A 19,427-nucleotide genomic window follows, 5' to 3' on the forward strand; every position below is an offset into this window, starting at 1 on the left:
AAGCCCGGCAGGCTGAACGTGTCCGCAAGCGCGAGCGAATGATCGCGGCGTTTTCCTATTGTGAGAAGCCCCTGTGACGTTCGGCGACGAGGAGCGGATCGGCTTCCACGGCCGGGCCGTCTGACGACGCACCGGTGCTGGAACGTCGAGGCTCAAAAGACAATCCTGTCAGAAATAGCCCCTTGTTAGATTGTCGACAATCTGCTTGTCTTGCACTCGGTTCATCCGGAGTGGGACGCATGGCGAAGCTGGATTTCGGTCCGATCGCGGACACGACGCGCAGGGCCGAGATCGTGGCGCTGCTGAGACGGGCGATCCTGACCGGCCAGTTGGAACCGGGGCAGAAGCTCAACGAGCTCAGGATTTCCGAGCAGATGCGGGTGAGCCGCGCGCCGCTGCGCGAGGCGATGCGCGAGCTGGTGCAGGAAGGCATCCTGACCAGCATCCCCTATGCAGGCACCTTCGTCATCGACGTCACGGCCAAGGACATCGCCGATGCCTATTCGTTGAACAAGGTGCTGGACGACTTCGCCATCGAGCTTACCTGGCCGCAGCGTGACCAGCGCTTCTTCGACGAGCTCGATCGCCGCCACGAAGCAGTGAAGCAGGCGACCCGGGCGCTCGACACCACGCGCCAGATCGAGACGGCGCTGCAGTTGCATGGGTTGATCTACGAATGGGCCGACAATTCGGTGCTGCTTGAGACCTGGCAGCGGCTGACGAGCCGCCTGCAGATGTATTTCGCGCTGCATCAGCGGGCGCGCAACGAACCGGTGCCGACCGAGGATTTGCACGAAACCTATGTGGCGTTGCTCAAGGGCGCGGACATGCGCGCCGCTCAACGCCACGCGCGCGAGCATATCGACGACGATTTTGAAGAGCTTCTTGCCTACGCGCGCGGTCTCGAAAAGCGCGTGGCGAAAGGTGCTGACTGACCTCACCGACTACGGACAACAACGTGAAGATCAAGAGCATAAAGGCCTATCATGTCGTGCAGCCCTTCGTGGACGGCCCTTACCGCATGTCGAAGGGGCGGGTCGCCGACTGCTTCGACGCGGTGATCGTCGCCATCACCTCCGATACAGGCGTGACCGGCTGGGGCGAGATGGCGCCGCTCGGCAATTTCTACTCGGCCGCTTTCCCGGCGGGAACGCGCGCGGGCGTGCCGGAGATCGCACCGCATCTCATCGGCCACGACCCGCGCGGCCTTGCCGGCATCGGCAGGCTGATGGACACGGTGTTCAAGGGCCATCCCTATATCAAGTCGGCGCTCGACATGGGCTGCTGGGATCTCGCCGCCCGCGCCGCCGACGTGCCGCTGGTGACGATGCTCGGCGGCCGCGAGAGCGAGACGGCGGAGCTCTACAGGGTCGTCACCCACGGCAAGGTCGACCAGATGGCCGCACTTGCCAAGATGATCGTCGCCGAAGGCTACCAGCGGCTGCAGGTCAAGGTCGGCGGCAATGTCCGCGACGACATCGAGCGGGTGACGGCTGTCGCCGCCGCCGTGCCGAAGGGCACGGTGATCTTCTGCGACGCCAATGCCGGCTGGACGCCCTATCAGGCGCGACAGTTCGCGGACGCCACGCGCCGCATCGACTACACGTTCGAGCAGCCTTGCACGACGATCGAGGAGAACATGTCGGTGCGCCGCATGCTCGACAAGCCGATGGTGCTGGACGAGTCCGTCACCTCGCTGCAGGAGATGCTGGAAATCCATCGCCGCGGCGCGGCCGACGGGCTGACGCTGAAGATCTCGCGGTTGGGCGGCGTGACGCAGACCCGCCTGATCCGTGACGTCGCCGCCGATCTCGGCTTCATGATCACCGTGGAGGACACCGGCGGCGCCGAGATCGACACGGCCGCCATGGCGCATCTGTCGCTGTCGACGCCGGAAGAGCGCCGGCTGCATGCGATCGCCTTCCACGAATGGGTGACGGTGCGCACCGCCTCCAACAAGCCGCCGGTGAGGGGCAGCCGCATAGGCATTCCGGACGGGCCCGGCCTCGGCATCGATGTTGAGCCTGGCCTGCTCGGCAAGCCTTTCTTCGAGATCGGCTGAGATGAAGATCAACGACCGCACACGATCCTGAAAAGCCCGGCACCTATCGTCGGTTGCCGCTGAACCAAAAGACGTCAAAGGAAAGGAGGCGACAGACGCAGAGAAGAAGCGGCCGCGATTTCGATCGGACCGCAAGACCGGACAAGGCATGCATCAAGAAAATCTGACCTTGCCGCTTTCAAGCGCGGATGGGACCGGACCAAACTGCGTGCTACAGTCTTTCGACCGAAATTCTTGACGACGGCCGGGACCGGAGAACTCCACGGAATGTCGTTAACCGGAATGCACTCGCCAACCACAAAAACTGGGGAAAGGGTTTAAACCCATGAGCAAGAACTATCGCATTCTCGATCTCATCCGGCGAAACCGCACGCCGCTCGAAAATCACCTCATCGACGGGCTTATCGACGGCCGCGTCAGCCGCCGCGACTTCGTTCGCCACGGCAGCCTGCTCGGCCTGTCGCTGCCGCTTCTCGGCCGCATCGGCATGGCAGCGGGCTTCGGCGCCGCGCCCTCGCTTGCCCGCGCCCAGGGCGCGCCCGGCGCCACCATCCGCGTCGGCAGCAGCGTGCCGGCGGCCACGATCGACCCGGTCACCATCGCCGACGCCGGCGGCCTTCTGGTGCTGCAGCAGGTCGCCGAATTCCTCTGCATCGACGGCCCGGACCTGGTGCTGAAGCCGGCGCTCGCCGAAAGCTGGAAGCCGAACGCCGATGGTACGGTGTGGACCTTCACGCTGCGCAAGGGCGTGAAATTCCACTCAAGCGGCGAGATGAAGGCCGACGACGTGGTGGCCAGCATCGACCGTCTCGCCGATCCCGCCAATTCCTCCAACGCGCTGTCGGTGTTCACCGGCATCCTGCAGAAGGGGGCGACCAAGAAGGTCGACGACTACACGGTCGAATTCCACCTCGACGCGCCGAACGGCAACTTCCCCTATATGGTCTCGTCGGACAACTACAACGCCGTCATCATCCCGGCGAGCTACAAGGGCGACTACGAAAAGAGCTTCGACGGCACCGGGCCGTTCAAGCTGGAGAAATACACGGCTAAGGTCGGCGCCTCTTTCGTCCGCAATGACGACTATTGGGGCGAGAAGGCGTTACCCGAGCGCACCGAGTTCACCTTCTTCACCGACATCCAGCCGCAGATCCTGGCGCTGCAGGGCGGCCAGATCGACATCATCAACCAGATGCCGGTGCTGGCCGGCGTCGGCCTGCTCAACGATCCGAACGTCGACATCATCAGCCTGAAGTCGGTGGCGCACCAGCAGTTGCACCTGCGTTGCGATTCTGACCCGTTCAAGGATCCGCGCGTGCGCCGGGCGATCGCGCTCAGCATCGACCGCAAGAAGCTGGTCGCCGGGCTGATGAAGGGCCGTGCCCAGGAAGGCAACGACAGCCCGTTCGCGGACGCCTATCCGTCGACCGACACCAGCGTGCCGCAGCGCGAGCAGGACATCGCGCAGGCCAAGCAGCTGATGGAAGCGGCCGGCGCCGGCAAGGGCTTCAAGGTGACGCTGACCACCGAGCGCTATCTGGAAATCCCCGAATACGCGCAGCTCATCCAGAACTGGGTCAAGGAAATCGGCATCGAGCTCGAGCTCAACATCCTCGACCAGGGCGCCTATTACGGCGATGCGGTGTTCGGCAAGTCGAACTGGCTGGATTCGGTGATGGGCATCACCGACTACGGCCACCGCGGCGTGCCCAACGTCTATCTCGCGGCACCGCTGAAGAGCGACGGCACCTGGAATGCGGCGCACTTCAAGAACAAGGACTATGACCAGCTGGCGACGAGCTATATCGCGGCCCTCGACCTGGAGGCGCAAAAGGCCACCGCCGGCAAGATCCAGAAGCTGCTGCTCGAGGAAACGCCGATCATCTTCGGCTATTTCTACGACTACCTGACGGCGACGGCGAAAGGCGTGGCGGGCGTGCAGCCCACCGCCATGTCGCAGCTGTTCCTCGAAAAGGCCTCGAAGGCCTGACGAGAGCGAGCAAGTCTATCCCTGACAACCGGCTCTCCACGGAGAGCCGGCTCCGATAGGAGTATTCGCCATCCTCGCCTTCCTCGTCCGGCGCCTGGCGCTGTCGCTCGTAACGCTGTTCCTGCTCAGCGTCATGGTGTTCCTTGGCGGCCAGGTGCTGCCCGGCAATGTCGGGCGCGCCATACTGGGACCGTTCGCCGACCAGCGCGCCGTCGACGCGCTCAACCATTCGCTTGGCGTCGACCGTCCGCTGCTCGTCCAATACGGAACCTGGATCTGGAATTTCCTCCATGGCGACATGGGCACGTCCTACATCTTCCGCGCGCCTGTCGCGCCCTTCGTCATCGACGCGCTCGGCAATTCGATGAAGCTGGGGCTCGTCGCCTTCGTGCTGGTGATGCCGATCGGCATCCTGGGCGGCGTCATCGCCGCGCTCAACCTCAACCGGCCGCTCGACCGCATCATCAGCCTCGGCGGCCTGTCGGTGACAGTGCTGCCGGAATTTGTCACCGGCATCATCCTGATCCTTATCTTCGGCGTCTGGCTGCGCTGGCTGCCGATCGCGGCCACCTGGCCGAAAGGCGCCGGCTTCTTCACCCAGCTCTATTATCTCATCCTGCCGTCGCTGCCGCTGTTTTTGGTACTGTTCGGCTACATCGCGCGCATGGCGCGCTCCGGCATGATCGAGGCGCTCGATTCCGACTACACGCGCACCGCCGTGCTCAAGGGCCTGCCCTGGCGCACGGTGGTCTGGCGGCACGTGCTGCGCAACGCGCTGTTGCCGACCATCACCGTCATCGCCACGCAGACCGGCTATCTGATCGGCGGCCTGGTGGTGATCGAGACGCTGTTCCGCTACCAGGGCATCGGCTCACTGATCTTCACCGCCGCGCGCGGCAAGGATTTCCCGATGCTGGAGGCCGGCATCCTCACCATCGGCATCGTCTATGCAGTGGCGACATTGATCGCCGACTTCCTTTATTCCGTGCTCAATCCGCGCATCCGGCTGGGAGCAGAACAATGAGCGCAGCAGATACTCCTGTCGGCATGCCCTCGCCCGACGCCGAGACGCGGCGCAGCCCCTGGGGCGAGGTGCTGCATTCGTTGCTCAGGTCAGGCACTTTTCTGACCGGCTTCGGCATCGTGCTGTTCTGGGTCATCTGCGCGCTGTTAGGCGAGCATTTCGTGCCTTACGATGCGCTCGCCGACGACATCATCAACGCGCTGGCGCCTCCGTCGGCCGAGCATTGGTTCGGCACCGACCAGATCGGCCGCGATGTCTTCTCGCGCGTCATCGTCGGCTCGCGCGACATCCTGACGGTCGCGCCTTTAGCCACGATCCTGGCGACCGTTGCAGGCACCGCGCTTGGCCTGCTGATCGGCTATTTCCGCGGCATCGTCGACGACATCGTCAGCCGTGTGCTGGAAGCCTTCATGGCGATCCCGGTGGTCATCATCGCGCTACTCGCCATCGTCGCGCTCGGCACCTCGAAGATAACCGTCATCGTCGTCATCGGCTTGAGCTTCGCGCCGATCATCGCGCGCACGGTGCGCTCCGCAGTGCTGGCCGAACGCGAGCTCGACTATGTCGCGGCGGCCAAGCTGCGCCATGAAGGCGCGCTGCACACCATGTTCGTCGAGATCCTGCCCAACGTCGTCCCGCCGATCCTGGTCGAGACGACGGTGCGGCTCGGCTATGCGATCTTCGCGGTCGCAACGCTGTCCTTCATGGGCTTCGGCATCCAGCCGCCCTCGCCCGACTGGGGCCTCTCGATCTCCAGCAATTACGGCATGATCGGTGGCGGCTTCTGGTGGACGGTGCTGTTCGATGCCTTGTCGATCGCCTCGCTGGTGATCGGCGTCAACCTGGTGGCCGACGGCGTCCATGGAGCGTTCAATGACTGACAAGAACGCGCTCGAGCTCAAGGATCTGTCGGTCGCCTATCGCGTTGGCGGCCGCAACCGGGCGGTGCTGCGCAACGTCAACCTCACGATAAAGCCGGGCGAGGCCTACGGACTGGTCGGCGAGTCCGGCTGCGGCAAGTCCACGGTGGCGCTGTCGGTGGTGCGCTATTTGCCACGCAACGGCTCGATCACCGGCGGCTCGATCGCGCTCGACGGCAAGGATGTGATGAAGCTCGACGCCGAGGCGCTCAGGCGCGCCCGCGCGGAAAGCGTCTCCATGGTCTATCAGGACCCGGGCAAGGCGCTGAACCCGTCGCTGCGCATCGGCCGCCAGCTCACCGAGATCTTCGAGCTGGCCGGTGTTTCGGGACAAGCGGCTAGCGACAAGGCGATCGCGATGCTGAACCTTGTGCGCATTTCGGATCCGGCAAGCGTCATGCAGCGCTACCCGCACCAGCTTTCCGGCGGCATGCAGCAGCGCGTGGCGATCGCCATGGCCTTGGCCAACGACCCCTCGATGCTGATCCTCGACGAGCCGACGACCGGCCTCGACGCGACGGTGGAAGCCGAAGTGCTCGACCTGATCGGCCAATTGCGGCGCGAGCTGTCGGCCTCGATCCTGTTCATCAGCCACAACCTGGCCGTCGTCTCCAACATGTGCGACCGGGTCGGCGTGCTCTACGCCGGCATGCTGGTCGAGGAAGGCTCGACCAAGGACGTCTTCAACGATCCGCGCCACCCTTACACGGTGGCACTGCTGCGCTGCCTGCCGCGCGGCGGCCAGCGCAAGGATCAGGGCCGTCTCGACACCATCCCCGGCTTCCTGCCCGGCATCGGCACCAACATCGCTGGCTGCGCCTTCGCCGACCGCTGCGCGCTGGCGACGGAGCGCTGCCGCAGCGAGCCGCCGCCGCTCTACGAGCTTGGGGGCGGCCGGCTGTCGCGCTGCCACTATCACGACAAGGCGCAGTCGCTGCCGCGCGCGACGCCCGCCGAGATTGCCGCCATCGCACCAAAGCAGGCCCCACCGGTGCTGCAGGTCGAAGGGCTGAACAAGACCTATGCCAGCCACGGCCGCCCGCTGAGGGCCGTGAAGGACGTTTCCGTCAGCCTGCGGCCCGGCGAGACGCTCGGCTTGGTCGGCGAATCCGGCAGCGGCAAGACCACCTTCGCCAGGCTTTTGCTCGGCCTCGTCCCGCCGGACGAAGGCGGCAGCATCGAGCTCGAGGGCAAGCAATTGGCGCCGCGGCTCGCCAGCCGCTCGGAAGACCAGGTCAAGGCGGTGCAGATCGTCTTCCAGAATCCGGATTCGGCGCTCAATCGCTCGCATTCGATCCGGCACATCCTCAGCCGCGCATTGAAACGGCTGGGCGGGCTCACCGGCAAGACGCTGGACAGACGCCTCGATGAGCTTGTCCGCTCGGTGCGGCTCACCGATCGTCATCTCGGCGTCAAGCCGCGCCAGCTCTCGGGCGGGCTGAAGCAGCGCGTGGCGATCGCGCGCGCCTTCGCCGGCGATCCGCGCATCGTCGTCTGCGACGAGCCGACCTCGGCGCTCGACGTGTCGGTGCAGGCGGCGATCCTCAACCTGCTCGCCGACCTGCAGTCGAAGCAGGATGTCAGCTACATCTTCATCTCGCACGACCTCGGGGTGGTGCGTTATCTGTCCGACAAGATCGCGGTGCTTTACCTCGGACGCATCATGGAGTTCGGGCCGTCGGAAGCGGTCTTCTCCGGCCCGCACCATCCCTACACGGAAGCGTTGTTGTCGGCCGTTCCAAAACTCGACCGCACGGAGACCTCCCGCATCCGCCTCGACGGCGAAATCCCGAGCGCGGCCAATCCGCCGAAGGGCTGCGTCTTCCACACGCGCTGCCCGCGCAAGATCGGCGCGATCTGCGAGACGCAGGAACCGGAGCTCGCCGAGGCCGAGTCCGGACACACGATCCGCTGTCATATTCCTTTTGCGGAATTGGCGAGGCTGCAGAAGCCGAAGACCATGCAGCCGGCGTGATCGCGATCAGGATGCCGCCGCGCCCGCCATGCTGAAGGCGCGGTCGCTCTCCGCGAAGGCTTGATCGTTCGACAGGTTCCTGGCGAGCGTGCGCAGGCCCGTGAGCGCAATGTCGAGGGCATCGGAAGAGGCCGGGTTCTCCGGATAAGCAAGGTAGATCGGGCGCTGGAACGCCGGCGCGTCCCCGACGCGCCGCAGCTCGCCGCGCTCGATATGGGCGCTCACGGCGCTCAGCGGCAGATAGGCGGCCGCCCGTTGCGACAGCACGTGCTGCAGCCCGATGAACACCAGCCCGGCCGAGATCGCCGGTTTCACCCTGCCGGCAAAGGCGCGATCGTGCTCGACGCGGAACTCCAGCCCCCAGTCCATCAGGATGTAGTTTTCCGTCCAGGCCCCGACCTGCGCCGCGTGCTGGACCAGGACCACCTGATCGACGGCCAGGGTCTCATAGACGATGCCAGGATGCGGCTTGGGCAGATGGAGGATGCAGATGTCGAGCAGTCCTTCGGCCATCTGCTCGATCGCCAGATCGGGAAAACTCCCTTCGAGGCGAAGCGCCACGTTCGGCCGCTTCGCCCGCATCCAGCTGATCCAGGGCGAGGTGATGCTGTCCCAGAGATAGGCGGGAGCGGTGAGCCTGAGCAGCGTCTCATAGCCATCGGGAACGGCGATGTCCTGCCGCGATTGCTCCCAGGTCCGGGTGATCGTGGAGGCATGCGGCAGAAACTGCCGACCGGCCGGCGTCAGCGTGACGCCGTCGCTGTCGCGAACGAACAGCTTGCGCCCCAATTGTTCCTCCAGGCCGCGAATGCGCGCGCTGACGGTGGACTGGGCAAGGTTCAGCCGATGGGCGGCAATTGTGAAGCTGCCATGCGCCGCGACCTCGAGGAAACTGCGAAGATTCTCGGTATTCATGGCTTTCGCTTTCGGCTCAGCAGCAATCGAAGATTCCGATGACTCTCATCAAAAAATATCGCTTTTCGACCGTGGTCAACAGTGAACTAGATGCTGGAGCCCCCACGCCAGCCAAGGAATGCAGCCATGCCGAGGCATTTCAGGACGATCGACGCCGCTCGCAGAAATCTTAGCGCAATCGAAAATTCCGCTATCGATGAATTGCTGGCCGGGAGGATCGGCCGGCGCGAATTCCTGCGCCATGGCAGCGTGCTCGGCCTATCGCTGCCCTTCCTCGGCGGCATCGCCTCGGCAGTCGGGCTCGGCGCACCGCAGTCGCGCGCCGAAGGCAAGCCGGGCGGCACGGTGCGCGCGGGCATTGCCGTGCCCGGCGGCGCCATCGACCCGGTCACATTCTACGACAGCGGCAGCTATCAGCTTGTCTTCCAGACGGCCGAATTCCTGTGCGTGACGCAACCGGACCTGACGCTGAAGCCGGTGCTGGCCGAAAACTGGTCGCCAAATGCGGACGGCAGCGTCTGGACCTTCAAGCTGCGCAAGGGCGTGAAATTCCACAATGGCGAGGACTTCAAGGCCGATGACGTGGTGGCGACTTTCGACCGCCTCGCCGATCCGAACGGCGCGTCCAACGCGCTGTCGGTGTTCAAGGGCCTGCTGTCGAAGGGCGGCACGCGCAAGGTCGACGACCACACGGTCGAGTTCCACCTCGACGCGCCGAACGGCAGCTTTCCCTACTCGGTGTCGATCGACAATTACAACGCCGTGATCCTGCCGGCGAGCTACAAGGGCGACTACGAGGAGACCTTCGACGGAACCGGCCCGTTCCGTCTCGAAAGCTACACGCCGAAGGTCGGCGCGAGCTTCGTGCGCAACCCCGACTATTGGGGCGAGAAGGCGCTGCCCGACCGGCTCGAATTCAAGTTCTACGCCGACGTGCAGCCGCGCATCCTGGCGCTGCAAGCGGGCGAGGTCGACGTGCTCGACGCCATCCCGCTCGACGTCAGCCAGGTGGTGCTCGGCAATCCCGACATCACGGTGCTGCGCGTCGCCTCCACCGCGCATCGACAGCTCCACATGCGCTGCGACATGGCGCCCTTCACCGACAAGCGGGTGCGCCAGGCGCTGGCCTTGTGCATCGACCGCTCCAAGCTGGTCGACGGTCTCTGCCGCGGCATGGCGGCGACCGGCAATGACAGCCCCTTCGCGCCGGCCTTCCCTGCCACCGACAAGTCGCTGCCGCAGCGCGCGCAGGACATCGCCAAGGCCAAGCAGCTGATGGAGGCGGCCGGCCTCGCCGGCGGCTTCGACATGACGCTGACGACGCTGCGCTACTCCGACATCCCGGGCTACGCGCAGCTCTTCCAGAACTTCGCCAAGGAGATCGGCGCCCGCATCTCACTCAACATCGAGGACCAGGACAAATATTACGGCAAGGCCGTCTTCGGCCAGTCGGACTGGCTGGACAGCCCGCTCGGCATCACCGACTACGCGCATCGCAGCGTGCCGAACGTTTTCCTGAAAAGCCCGCTGGTCAGCGATGGTCCGTGGAACGCGGCGCATTTCAAGAACGCGACCTATGACGGGCTGGTCGCCGGCTATCTGAAGGCGCTTGACCTCGACACGCAGCGCAAGGCCGCTTCCGACATCCAGAAACTGCTGCTCGACGAGACTCCGGTGATCTTCAGCTATTTCCCGGATCTTTTGGTGCCGGTGCGCAAGACCGTCAGCGGCCTGTCGCCGATCGCCGCCGGGCTGCTGCTCGACCGGGTATCGATAGGCTGATCCGTGTCCAACCGCACGGCCGCAAAGACAAGAAGACGGGAGACTACCATTCGCAAGCCTCATCTGCGCGGCCGCGGGCCGCATTTCCCCCTGCTCGACGCAATCGTACAGTACGAGTTCGAGCCGGGCTACGTGGCTTTCACCATGCCGTCGCCCAAGCGGCTGCGGGTGCAGGTCGGGCCGATGATCGTCGCCGACACCACCAAGGCGCTGGTGTTCTATGAGAGCGATCACCTGCCGGTCTATTACTTTCCGATGAGCGACGTGCGCGAGGAGTTCCTGCTGCCGAGCAAGACGACGACGGAAGATCCGTTCAAGGGCACAGCCACGCATTATTCGCTGAACACCGGCATCACGCTGGTTGAGGATGGCGCCTGGCGCTATCTCGATCCGGTCAAGGGCTGTCCGCCGATAGCGGACTACATATCCTTCTACTGGCCGAAGATGACGCATTGGTGGGAGGAGGACGAAGAGATCTTCGTCCATGCCCGCGATCCGTTCCGCCGCGTCGACTGCCTGCCGTCCTCGCGGCGCGTCCAGGTGATCCTCGACGGCGAGCAGGTGGCGGATTCACGGCGCGGCGTGTTCCTGTTCGAGACCGGCCATCCGGTGCGCCACTACCTGCCGATCTCCGACACCAGGCTCGATATGTTCTCGCCCAGCCGCTACATCTCGCGCTGTCCCTACAAGGGCATCTCCAACTACTACCATGTGACGACGCCCAAGAAGCGGCACGAGAACCTCGTCTGGTATTATCTCGAGCCGGTGCACGAGGCCGAGCGCATCAAGGGCCTGGTGTGCTTCCACCACGAGCTGGTCGACAAGATCCTGGTCGACGGGGTGGAGCTCCCGAAGGAAGCGACGGCGGCTTCGGATGGGTATTTCTGAGCGGCTCTCTCATCATCCGGAAACCAAGCAGCGCGGCGGTGTGAGATAACAGCCGTCTCGTTCCTTCGCGCCCCTCTGTCCTGCCGGCATTCAACAGGTTCTCGCCACAACCGCCCAAATGCCGGTTGAAATATTTTTCAAATAGAAATAGGAATGTTCAAAATGATTGCCTTGGCGCGGCGGCGCGCCCGGAACTGGAGGAAGCGACATGTCCCATCCGCAATTCGCAGCGGAACTCCTGCAGCGCGCTGAGAAAAAGGGGCCGATCACCATCGGTCTCGCCGGCGCCGGGCAGATGGGGACGGATATCGTCGTGCAGGTCGCGTTGATGCCGGGCATGCGCATCGGCGCTATTTCGGAAGTGCGGCCGCAGGCGGCGATCGACGCAGCGCTTCTTGCCGGCCACGACCGTTCCGACATCGTGCAGGCGCCCAACGCCGCCGCCATCGACCGCGCCATCGAGGCCGGCAAGATCGCCGTCACCGAGGATCTGCATGCGCTGGCCGCGGCCGGCCGCATCGACGTCATCATCGACGCCACGGGCAATCCCAACATCGGCACGCTGTTCGCGCTCGAAGTGATGAAGAACGGCAAGCACATCGTCATGCTCAATGTCGAGGCCGACATCACCATCGGCCGCTTCCTGAAGGAAGAGGCGCGCAAGGCCGGAGTCGTCTACACCGGAGCGGCCGGCGACGAGCCTGCCTGCACGCTGGAGATCATCGGCTTCGCCAAAAGCCTCGGCTTCACAATAGTCGCCGCCGGCAAGGGCAAGAACAATCCGCTGAAGTTCGACGCGGTGCCGGCCGACTACGAGAAGGAGGCCGCCGAGCGCAACATGAACGCGCGCATGCTGGTCGAGTTCGTCGACGGCTCGAAGACGGCGATCGAGATGGTGGCGATCGCCAATGCCACCGGCCTGGTGCCCGACGTGCCCGGCATGCACGGCCCGACGGCGACGCTCGAGGAGCTCGCCAGCGTGCTTTGCCCGCGCGAGGATGGCGGCGTGCTGCATCGCAAGGGCGTGGTCGATTATTCGATCGGCAAAGGTGTGGCGCCCGGCGTGTTCTGCATCATCGAGACGAAGCATCCGCGCGTCTTGGAGCGCATGATCGACCTCAAGGTCGGCAAGGGCCCCTATTTCACGATCTTCCGCCCGTATCACCTGACCAGCCTGGAAGTGCCGCTGTCGGCGGCGCGCGCCGTCGTCTACAAGCGCGCCGACATGGAGCCGCTCGACCATCCGGTGGCGGAAGCCGTGGCGGTCGCCAAGACCAATCTCGGCACTGGACAGTCGCTCGGCATGATCGGCGAGAATGACTATCGCGGCTTCGCCATGACCTGGGAGGGCGCGCGCGCCAAGGGTGCCCTGCCGCTCGGTCTCGCCGAGCGCGCCAAGGTGGTGAAGCCGGTCAAGGCCGGCGATTTCCTCACCTATGAAAATTGTGTACCCGACGATTCGATGGTGATAACCCAGATCCGCCGTCGTCTCGACCAGTCGGACGGGCGGTTCGTAACCAACGCGGCCTGACCTTCCGGATACCCGCCTGATGGACGATGTCGTAATCGGGATCGACGCCTCGACGACGGCCGTGAAGGCAATCGCTTTCGCGCGCGACGGCACGGAGCTTTTCCAGGCACGCGAGACCTACCCGCTTTCCAATCCGGCGCCCGGCCATTTCGAGCAGGACGCCGAGCATTGGTGGACAGCGCTGCTGTCGGCGCTGAAGCAGGTTGCCGACAAGGTCGGCGCGTCGCGCGTGAAGGCGATCTCCATCGCCCACCAGCGCGAGAGCTTCACGCTGATCGACGCCGCCGGCGAGCCGCTCATCCCTGCTATCCTGTGGCTGGACGAGCGTGCGCGCCGCCAGGTGGCGCGGCTTTCGGCCGAGCTCGGCCGCGAGGCGATCCGCGACTGGAGCGGTAAGCCGCCGGATCCGACGCCGGCGCTTTATGCCTTGGCCTGGCTGAAGGAGCATAAGCCGCAGGCGCTCGCCAACTCGGCAGCGCTGGTCGACGTGCATGCTTTCTTCGTCCACCGGCTCACGGGCCGGCTTGTCACCAGCACGGCGAGCGCCGATCCGCTCGGCCTGCTCGATATCGCCCATGGCACCTGGCACCCAAAGCTGGTCGAGGCGGCGGGCTTGCAGTCGGAGCAACTGCCGGAGTTGGCAGCGCCCGGCGCGATCTGCGGCACGCTTTGCGAAAGCATCGCATCGGCGACCGGCCTGAAGGCCGGCACGCCGGTCGTGGCCGGCGCCGGCGACGGTCAGGCGATGGGCCTCGGCATGGGCGTCTGCGGTCCCGGCAAGAGCTATCTGTCGCTGGGCTCGGGCGTCGTCAGCGGAAATTATTCCGGCACGGTCACGACATCGGATGCGTTCCGCACGCTGGTCTCGCCGACCGGCTCCGGCTTCATGCTGGAGACGGTGCTGCGCTCCGGCATGCAACTGGTCGACTGGATCGTGCGCACCACCGGCTCGGCTTCGGCCGAGGTGCTGGAGAAGGCTGCGAAGGATGTCGCCCCGGGCAGCGACGGCCTGCTCGTCATGCCCTATTGGGCCGGTGTCATGAGCCCTTACTGGGACGGCGCCGCGCGCGGCGCGATCGTCGGCCTGTCGCTCGACCACGAGCCGAAGCATCTGTTCCGCGCGGTGCTTGAAGGCATCGCTTTCGAGCAGGCGATCGCCACCGATGCGATGGAGGAGCAGACCGGCAAGGCCGGCGCGATGATCGCCGCCGGCGGCGGCACCAATTCGACGCTCTTGATGGAGATCATGGCGAGCGTGCTCGAGCGACCGCTCTTGGTCTCGCCGGTCAACGAGGCGGCTGCGCTCGGCGCCGCCATGCTGGCGGCCTCGGCGGTCGGCTGGTTCGCCTCGCCGGAGGACGCGGCAAAGGCAATGGCCGCGCCGCCGTCAAGACAGGTCGACCCCGTCGAGGCGCTGGTCCCGACCTATCGCGCCCGCAAAGAAATCTACCGCGACCTCTATCACGCGACGCGAGACATCCACGCGCGGCTGGGCGCAGAAGGTCCAGACCCTACCGGCTAAGCAGCCCCTCGGCGCCATCCTCGTCGGTGATCAGCACGGAAACCTTCGTATTGGCGAGGGCGGCGCGCATGACGGCGATCTTCTCCTGCCCGCCCGAAACCAGGATAGTGGTCGGGATGTCGGAGAGATCCTGCAGCGGATAGGCGCAGACGCGGCGGTTGACCTCATGGTCCACGATGCGGCCTTCGGCGTCGATGAAATGGCAGAGGATGTCGCCGACCGCGCCCGCCGCCTGCAATTCCTCCAGCTCGCTCGGCTTGATGAAGCCGTAATTGGCGATCGGGCTGTCGTTTGAGAAGGAACCGACGCTGAGCACGGCGATGCTGGCGCGCCGTGCCCGGAAGACGACGTCCTGGACGCTGCGCTGGCTCATGAAGGCGTCGCGCTGCTCCGGCCTGTCGGCGTAGACGGGCACGGGCAGCAGATAGCATTCGGCGCCGATCTTCTCGGCGAATTCCCAGGCGCTCTCGGTCGGGTTGAGCGGCTGCGCGTGAGTGAGGCCGCCAAGCATCGAGACCACCGTGGTCCTGGCGATCGGCCGGCGCGGCAATTCGTTGATGGCGAATTTCAGCGTGCGGCCCCAGCCGAGCGCAATGACGTCGCCTGGATTGACGTTGTCTGCGAGATAGGCGGCCGCGGCATGGCCGATCATCAGCGGGGCGTTGCTCCTGTCGGCGGCTGACGGCACGACCACGGCCTGGCTGAGACCGAAGCGCTTTTTCAGGCTGTCCTCCAGCTGCACGCATTCGACGACGCTGTCTCGGATGCGGAACTGGACGACGCCCTCCTCGCGCGCGGCGGACAGAATCCGGTGCACCTTGATGCGGCCGACACCGAGGATCTCGGAGATTCGCTCCTGCGTCAGGCCTTCGACATAGTAGTGCCAGGCCGCGCGGGCCTTGAGCTCGGCATCCGGAAAGCGTGAGGCCTTCTCGTTGTCGATCACCGCCATCCTTATGCCTCCCGAATGCGCTGAACTTCCCTATGGCAAACCGACGGTTCGCGCAAACCGCCGCCCAATGCGTCGCGGCACTTGACAATTTTCTGATGAACGTTTTAGCTGAACAAAATTGCATATCAAAGATAAATTGTTCACAGGGAGGATACCTGGTGAACAAGAGCAGCCGGCAGGGTCATCGCCGGCTCGCTGACGGAGGAGACGAAGTGGCCGTGAGCAACGAGACGAGCGAGTTGAAGGCTGGCACCGGCGCGGCGCAGGCCGCTTCCGGCGCGAAGCTTTCGGCGCTGTTTGCCGGAACGATGGGACCGCTGATCGGCCTGGCGCTCTTGTGCCTGGCGCTGACGCTGACCACCGACACCTTCCTGACCTTTCGCAATATCCTGAACGTGCTCGACCAGGTGACCGTGCTCGGCATCATGGCGATCGGCATGACGCTGGTCATCCTGATCGGCGGCATCGACCTTTCGGTCGGCTCGGTGCTGGCGCTGGCTTCCATGGTAATGGGCTTCGTAGCGCACCCCGACTATCTCAATCTCGGCATGCCTGCCGGCATCGCGGCGGCGCTCGTCGTCGCCGGCCTCTGCGGCCTCGTTTCGGGCCTGCTGGTGACGGTGACGAAGCTGCCGCCCTTCATCGCGACGCTGGCCATGATGTCGGTGGCGCGCGGCCTTGCCAACATGATCACCGACGGCTCGCAGATCGTCGGTTTCCCCGACTGGTTCACCAACCTGTCGATCATCCGCCATCTCGGCTTCCTGTCGGTCACCGTCGGGCTGATGATCGTGCTGGCGATCGTCTTCGCCGTCTTCCTCAACTACCGCGCCACCGGGCGCAGCCTCTACGCGATCGGCGGCAGCGCCGAGGTCGCCCGGCTCTCCGGCATTCCGGTGAAGCCGCTGACCAACTGGGTCTATGCGACCTGCGGCGTGCTCGCAGGCCTCGCCGGCATCGTGCTCGCCGCGCGCCTCGATTCGGTGCAGCCGAGCTCCGGCCTCGGCTACGAGCTCGACACGATCGCGGCGGTGGTGATCGGCGGCGCCAGCCTTTCGGGCGGTATCGGTTCGATCGGCGGCACGGCGATCGGCGTGCTCATCATCGGCGTGCTGCGCAACGGGCTCAACCTGCTCGGCGTCTCGCCCTTCGTCCAGCAGGTGGTGATCGGCGTTGTGATCGCGCTTGCGGTCGCCACCGACACCTGGCGGCGCCGCAGACAATGAGAATTCGCCCGGATGTCCGGGCGAAAACGGATCGGTCGATCCGAGACTGGGAATGTTCGGCCGGGGCGCCGCGATGCGCAGGCGGGACAGATTGAACACCAACGGAGGAAACACATGCTGACCAAACGTTCACTGCTGCTCGCAGCCGCGGCCATCGTCCCGCTGCTCGGCCTGTCGGATGCAGCCTCGGCCAAGGACGCCAAGAAGCTCGGGCTGGCCGTCGCCAATCTGCAGGCGGACTTCTTCAACCAGATCAAGCAGTCCGTCGAAGCCTATGCCAAGGAGAAGGGCATCGCGGTGGTCACCGTCGACGCCAAGGGCGATTCGGCGACGCAGGTCAGCCAGGTGCAGGACCTGATCACGCAGAACATCGACGCGCTGATCTACATCCCGGCCGGCGCCACCGCCGCCACCGTACCGACCAAGACCGCCAAGGCCGCCAGCATTCCGGTGGTCAATGTCGACCGCAACGCCGACGGCGCGCCCGGCGACACCTTCATCGCCACCAACAGCGTCGCTTCCGCCAAGGCGGTGTGCGACTACATCGCCAAGCAGGCCGGCGGCAAGGGCGAGATGATCATCATCCACGGCCAGAAGGGCACGACGCCGGAAGTCGACCGCTCGAAGGGCTGTGGCGAAGCGCTGAAGGCCTATCCGGACGTCAAGGTGGTCGGCGAGCTGTGGAGCGAAGGCTGGCACCAGGACGAAGGCTTCAAGCTGACGCAGGACCTCTTGCAATCGCATCCGGACGTGTCGATCATCTTCGGCCAGGCCGACGCGCTGGCGCTGGGTGCCGCCCAGGCGGTCAAGGTCGCCAATCCCGGCCACAAGGTCTGGGTCGCCGGCTTTGACGGCGACGTGGCGGCGCTCAAGGCGCTGAAGGACGGCGTGTTCGACGTGACCGCGACCCAGCAGACGCAAGGCATGGGCCGGCTCGCGGTCGATGCGGCGATCAAGCTGGTGGCCGGCGAGAGCCTGCCGGCCGAGCAGCTGCAGGACGCGACGCTGACCACCAAGGACAATGTCGCGCAGTTCATCGAAAAGCATCCGTAAGAGCGGAATAGCCGAGACTCAAAGAGCGCCACGATGTCCCCTGACCTCCGCCCTAGCGAAAGCCCGCATGACGGGCTCTTCGTCAACGGCCTCTGCAAGAGCTATGGACCGGTGCAGGTCCTGGCCGATGCGAGCTTCGAGGTTCGGCCGGGCGAAGTCGTGGCGCTGCTCGGCGAGAACGGCGCCGGCAAGTCGACCGTCTCGAACATCATAGCCGGGTCGATCAAGCCCGATGCCGGCTCAATCACCTGGCGGGGGAGGCCCTATTCCCCCGCCAACCCCGCGGCGGCCATCGAGGCCGGCGTCGGCATGATCCACCAGGAATTGAAGCTGCTGCCGGACCTTTCGGTGGCGGAGAATGTCTATGTCGGGCGCCTGCCGATGCGCGGCGGCCGCATCGACCGCGCGGCCATGAACGCGAAGGCCTCGGCGCAGTTGAAGCGCCTCGGCCTCGATGTCTCGCCCGAGCGCAAGGTGCGCACGTTGCGCGTCGCCGCCCAGCAGCAGGTCGAGATCGCCAAGGCTCTGACGCTGAATGCGGAGCTTTTGATCCTCGACGAGCCGACGGCGGCGCTCGGCGGCGAGGAAACGGAGCTGCTTTTTAGGCAGATCCGCAAGCTCAAGGCCGAAGGCATGTCCTTCATCTATATCAGCCATCGCCTCGACGAGATCGCGCAGATCGCCGACCGCGTGGTGGTAATGCGCGACGGCCGCATTGTCGCCCGGCACGAGCGCGCCGACATTCCGGTGCGCACCGTGGTCGAGCAGATGGTCGGCCGCAGCGTCGAGCGCATGTTCCCGAAGCTGTCGCCGCCAGGCAGGGAGACCGTGCTCGAAGTCGAGAACCTGTCCTCGCCGGAGCGCAGCTTCAACAACGTTTCCTTCGCGGTGAGATCGGGCGAGATCCTCGGCATCGCCGGGCTGATCGGTGCCGGCCGCACGGAGCTGGTCAGGGCGATCGCCGGCGCCGACCCGATCTCATCCGGCGCGGTGCGCGTCGCAGGCCAGCCGGTGCATCTCAGCGGCCCGGCGGCGGCGATCAGGGCCGGCGTCGTGCTGGTCCCGGAGGACCGCAAGGAGCAGGGCGTGGTGTTGGAGCAGACGATCGGCGAGAACCTGGCGATCGGCAATTTCGACCATGTCGCGCCGAAGGGCTGGGTGTTCCCCAAAGCGGTGCAGAGGTTCGCCGAAGCCGGCATATCGAGGCTCGGCGTCAAGGGTCGGCCTAGCCAGGCGGTCTCAAAACTTTCCGGCGGCAACCAGCAGAAGGTGATAATCGCCAAATGGGTGTCGCGGCCCCCCAAGGTGTTCATCCTCGACGAGCCGACGCGAGGCATCGACGTCGGCGCCCGCGCGGCGATCTACGACGTCATCGCCGACCTCGCCCGCTCGGGCATGGCGGTGGTGGTGGTGAGCTCGGACCTCGAGGAAGTGCTGGGGCTTTCGCATCGCGTGCTGGTGCTAAGCCGCGGCCGCCAGCGCGGCATTCTCGATCGCGATGAGGCAAGCAACATCGCAGTGATGGAACTGGCGACAAGCTGAGGACGACACATGGGAACAAAGCGCAGCAGGTGATACCCTCCCAAG

The 19,427-nt window shown here is 65.3% G+C and carries 15 protein-coding genes; 13 read left to right on the forward strand and 2 right to left on the reverse strand.

Going from position 1 to position 19,427, the window contains the following annotated elements:
* The first annotated feature begins 239 nt into the window (after positions 1–239).
* From EH240_RS06620 to EH240_RS06645, 6 genes are all read left to right on the forward strand, one after another.
* Positions 240–935: a GntR family transcriptional regulator gene (locus EH240_RS06620; RefSeq protein ID WP_124996606.1), complete on the forward strand. Its 696-nt coding sequence runs from the start codon at positions 240–242 to the stop codon at positions 933–935.
* 23 nt (positions 936–958) lie between these two features.
* Positions 959–2,062, forward strand: coding sequence for a mandelate racemase/muconate lactonizing enzyme family protein (locus EH240_RS06625; protein ID WP_124996607.1), 1,104 nt, complete (start codon positions 959–961; stop codon positions 2,060–2,062).
* Between the two features lie 325 nt (positions 2,063–2,387).
* The gene (locus tag EH240_RS06630; RefSeq protein WP_124996608.1) at positions 2,388–4,052 is read left to right on the forward strand and encodes an ABC transporter substrate-binding protein; all 1,665 of its coding nucleotides are present in this window, start codon (positions 2,388–2,390) and stop codon (positions 4,050–4,052) included.
* Between the two features lie 70 nt (positions 4,053–4,122).
* Positions 4,123–5,076 carry an ABC transporter permease gene (locus tag EH240_RS06635; protein WP_124996609.1) on the forward strand — a complete coding sequence of 318 codons (954 nt, stop codon included), beginning with the start codon at positions 4,123–4,125 and terminating at the stop codon, positions 5,074–5,076.
* Complete coding sequence (locus tag EH240_RS06640) at positions 5,073–5,957, forward strand: ABC transporter permease (RefSeq protein WP_206075229.1); 885 nt, start codon at positions 5,073–5,075, stop codon at positions 5,955–5,957. The genes EH240_RS06635 and EH240_RS06640 overlap by 4 nt, the downstream gene beginning before the upstream one ends.
* Entirely contained in the window at positions 5,950–7,971 is a 2,022-nt protein-coding gene (locus EH240_RS06645) for an ABC transporter ATP-binding protein (RefSeq protein WP_245435847.1), read from the forward strand. The genes EH240_RS06640 and EH240_RS06645 overlap by 8 nt, the downstream gene beginning before the upstream one ends.
* 6 nt (positions 7,972–7,977) lie before the next feature.
* On the opposite strand, the gene EH240_RS06650 is transcribed toward EH240_RS06645, so the two are convergent.
* Positions 7,978–8,886, reverse strand: a complete 909-nt coding sequence (locus EH240_RS06650; protein WP_124996611.1) for a LysR family transcriptional regulator — start codon at positions 8,884–8,886, stop codon at positions 7,978–7,980.
* Positions 8,887–9,012: 126 nt separating this feature from the next.
* On the opposite strand from EH240_RS06650, the gene EH240_RS06655 reads away from it, so the two are divergent.
* The 4 genes from EH240_RS06655 to EH240_RS06670 all read left to right on the forward strand — a co-directional run bounded on the left by EH240_RS06655 (position 9,013) and on the right by EH240_RS06670 (position 14,609).
* Positions 9,013–10,668, forward strand: coding sequence for an ABC transporter substrate-binding protein (locus tag EH240_RS06655; RefSeq protein WP_124996612.1), 1,656 nt, complete (start codon positions 9,013–9,015; stop codon positions 10,666–10,668).
* A 90-nt stretch (positions 10,669–10,758) separates the two neighbouring features.
* The gene (locus EH240_RS06660) at positions 10,759–11,556 is read left to right on the forward strand and encodes a DUF427 domain-containing protein (RefSeq protein WP_342634073.1); all 798 of its coding nucleotides are present in this window, start codon (positions 10,759–10,761) and stop codon (positions 11,554–11,556) included.
* A gap of 208 nt (positions 11,557–11,764) precedes the next feature.
* Positions 11,765–13,087: an NAD(P)H-dependent oxidoreductase gene (locus EH240_RS06665; RefSeq protein WP_124996614.1), complete on the forward strand. Its 1,323-nt coding sequence runs from the start codon at positions 11,765–11,767 to the stop codon at positions 13,085–13,087.
* A 19-nt stretch (positions 13,088–13,106) separates the two neighbouring features.
* Positions 13,107–14,609, forward strand: coding sequence for a xylulokinase (locus EH240_RS06670; RefSeq protein WP_124996615.1), 1,503 nt, complete (start codon positions 13,107–13,109; stop codon positions 14,607–14,609).
* Here the strand turns inward: EH240_RS06670 and EH240_RS06675 are convergent.
* On the reverse strand, positions 14,599–15,561 hold the full coding sequence (locus EH240_RS06675) for a sugar-binding transcriptional regulator (RefSeq protein ID WP_124996616.1): 963 nt from the start codon (positions 15,559–15,561) through the stop codon (positions 14,599–14,601). The genes EH240_RS06670 and EH240_RS06675 overlap by 11 nt on opposite strands.
* A 239-nt stretch (positions 15,562–15,800) precedes the next feature.
* Between EH240_RS06675 and EH240_RS06680 the strand changes: the two genes are divergently transcribed.
* The 3 genes from EH240_RS06680 (at position 15,801) to EH240_RS06690 (ending at position 19,382) form a co-directional block, all read left to right on the forward strand.
* Positions 15,801–16,787 carry an ABC transporter permease gene (locus EH240_RS06680; RefSeq protein ID WP_124996643.1) on the forward strand — a complete coding sequence of 329 codons (987 nt, stop codon included), beginning with the start codon at positions 15,801–15,803 and terminating at the stop codon, positions 16,785–16,787.
* A 114-nt stretch (positions 16,788–16,901) separates the two neighbouring features.
* Positions 16,902–17,840, forward strand: coding sequence for a sugar ABC transporter substrate-binding protein (locus tag EH240_RS06685; protein WP_124996617.1), 939 nt, complete (start codon positions 16,902–16,904; stop codon positions 17,838–17,840).
* Positions 17,841–17,873: 33 nt separating this feature from the next.
* Positions 17,874–19,382: a sugar ABC transporter ATP-binding protein gene (locus EH240_RS06690; protein WP_124996618.1), complete on the forward strand. Its 1,509-nt coding sequence runs from the start codon at positions 17,874–17,876 to the stop codon at positions 19,380–19,382.
* Positions 19,383–19,427 lie beyond the last annotated feature (45 nt).

The sequence above is a fragment of the Mesorhizobium tamadayense genome (assembly GCF_003863365.1).
GTDB lineage: Bacteria > Pseudomonadota > Alphaproteobacteria > Rhizobiales > Rhizobiaceae > Mesorhizobium > Mesorhizobium tamadayense.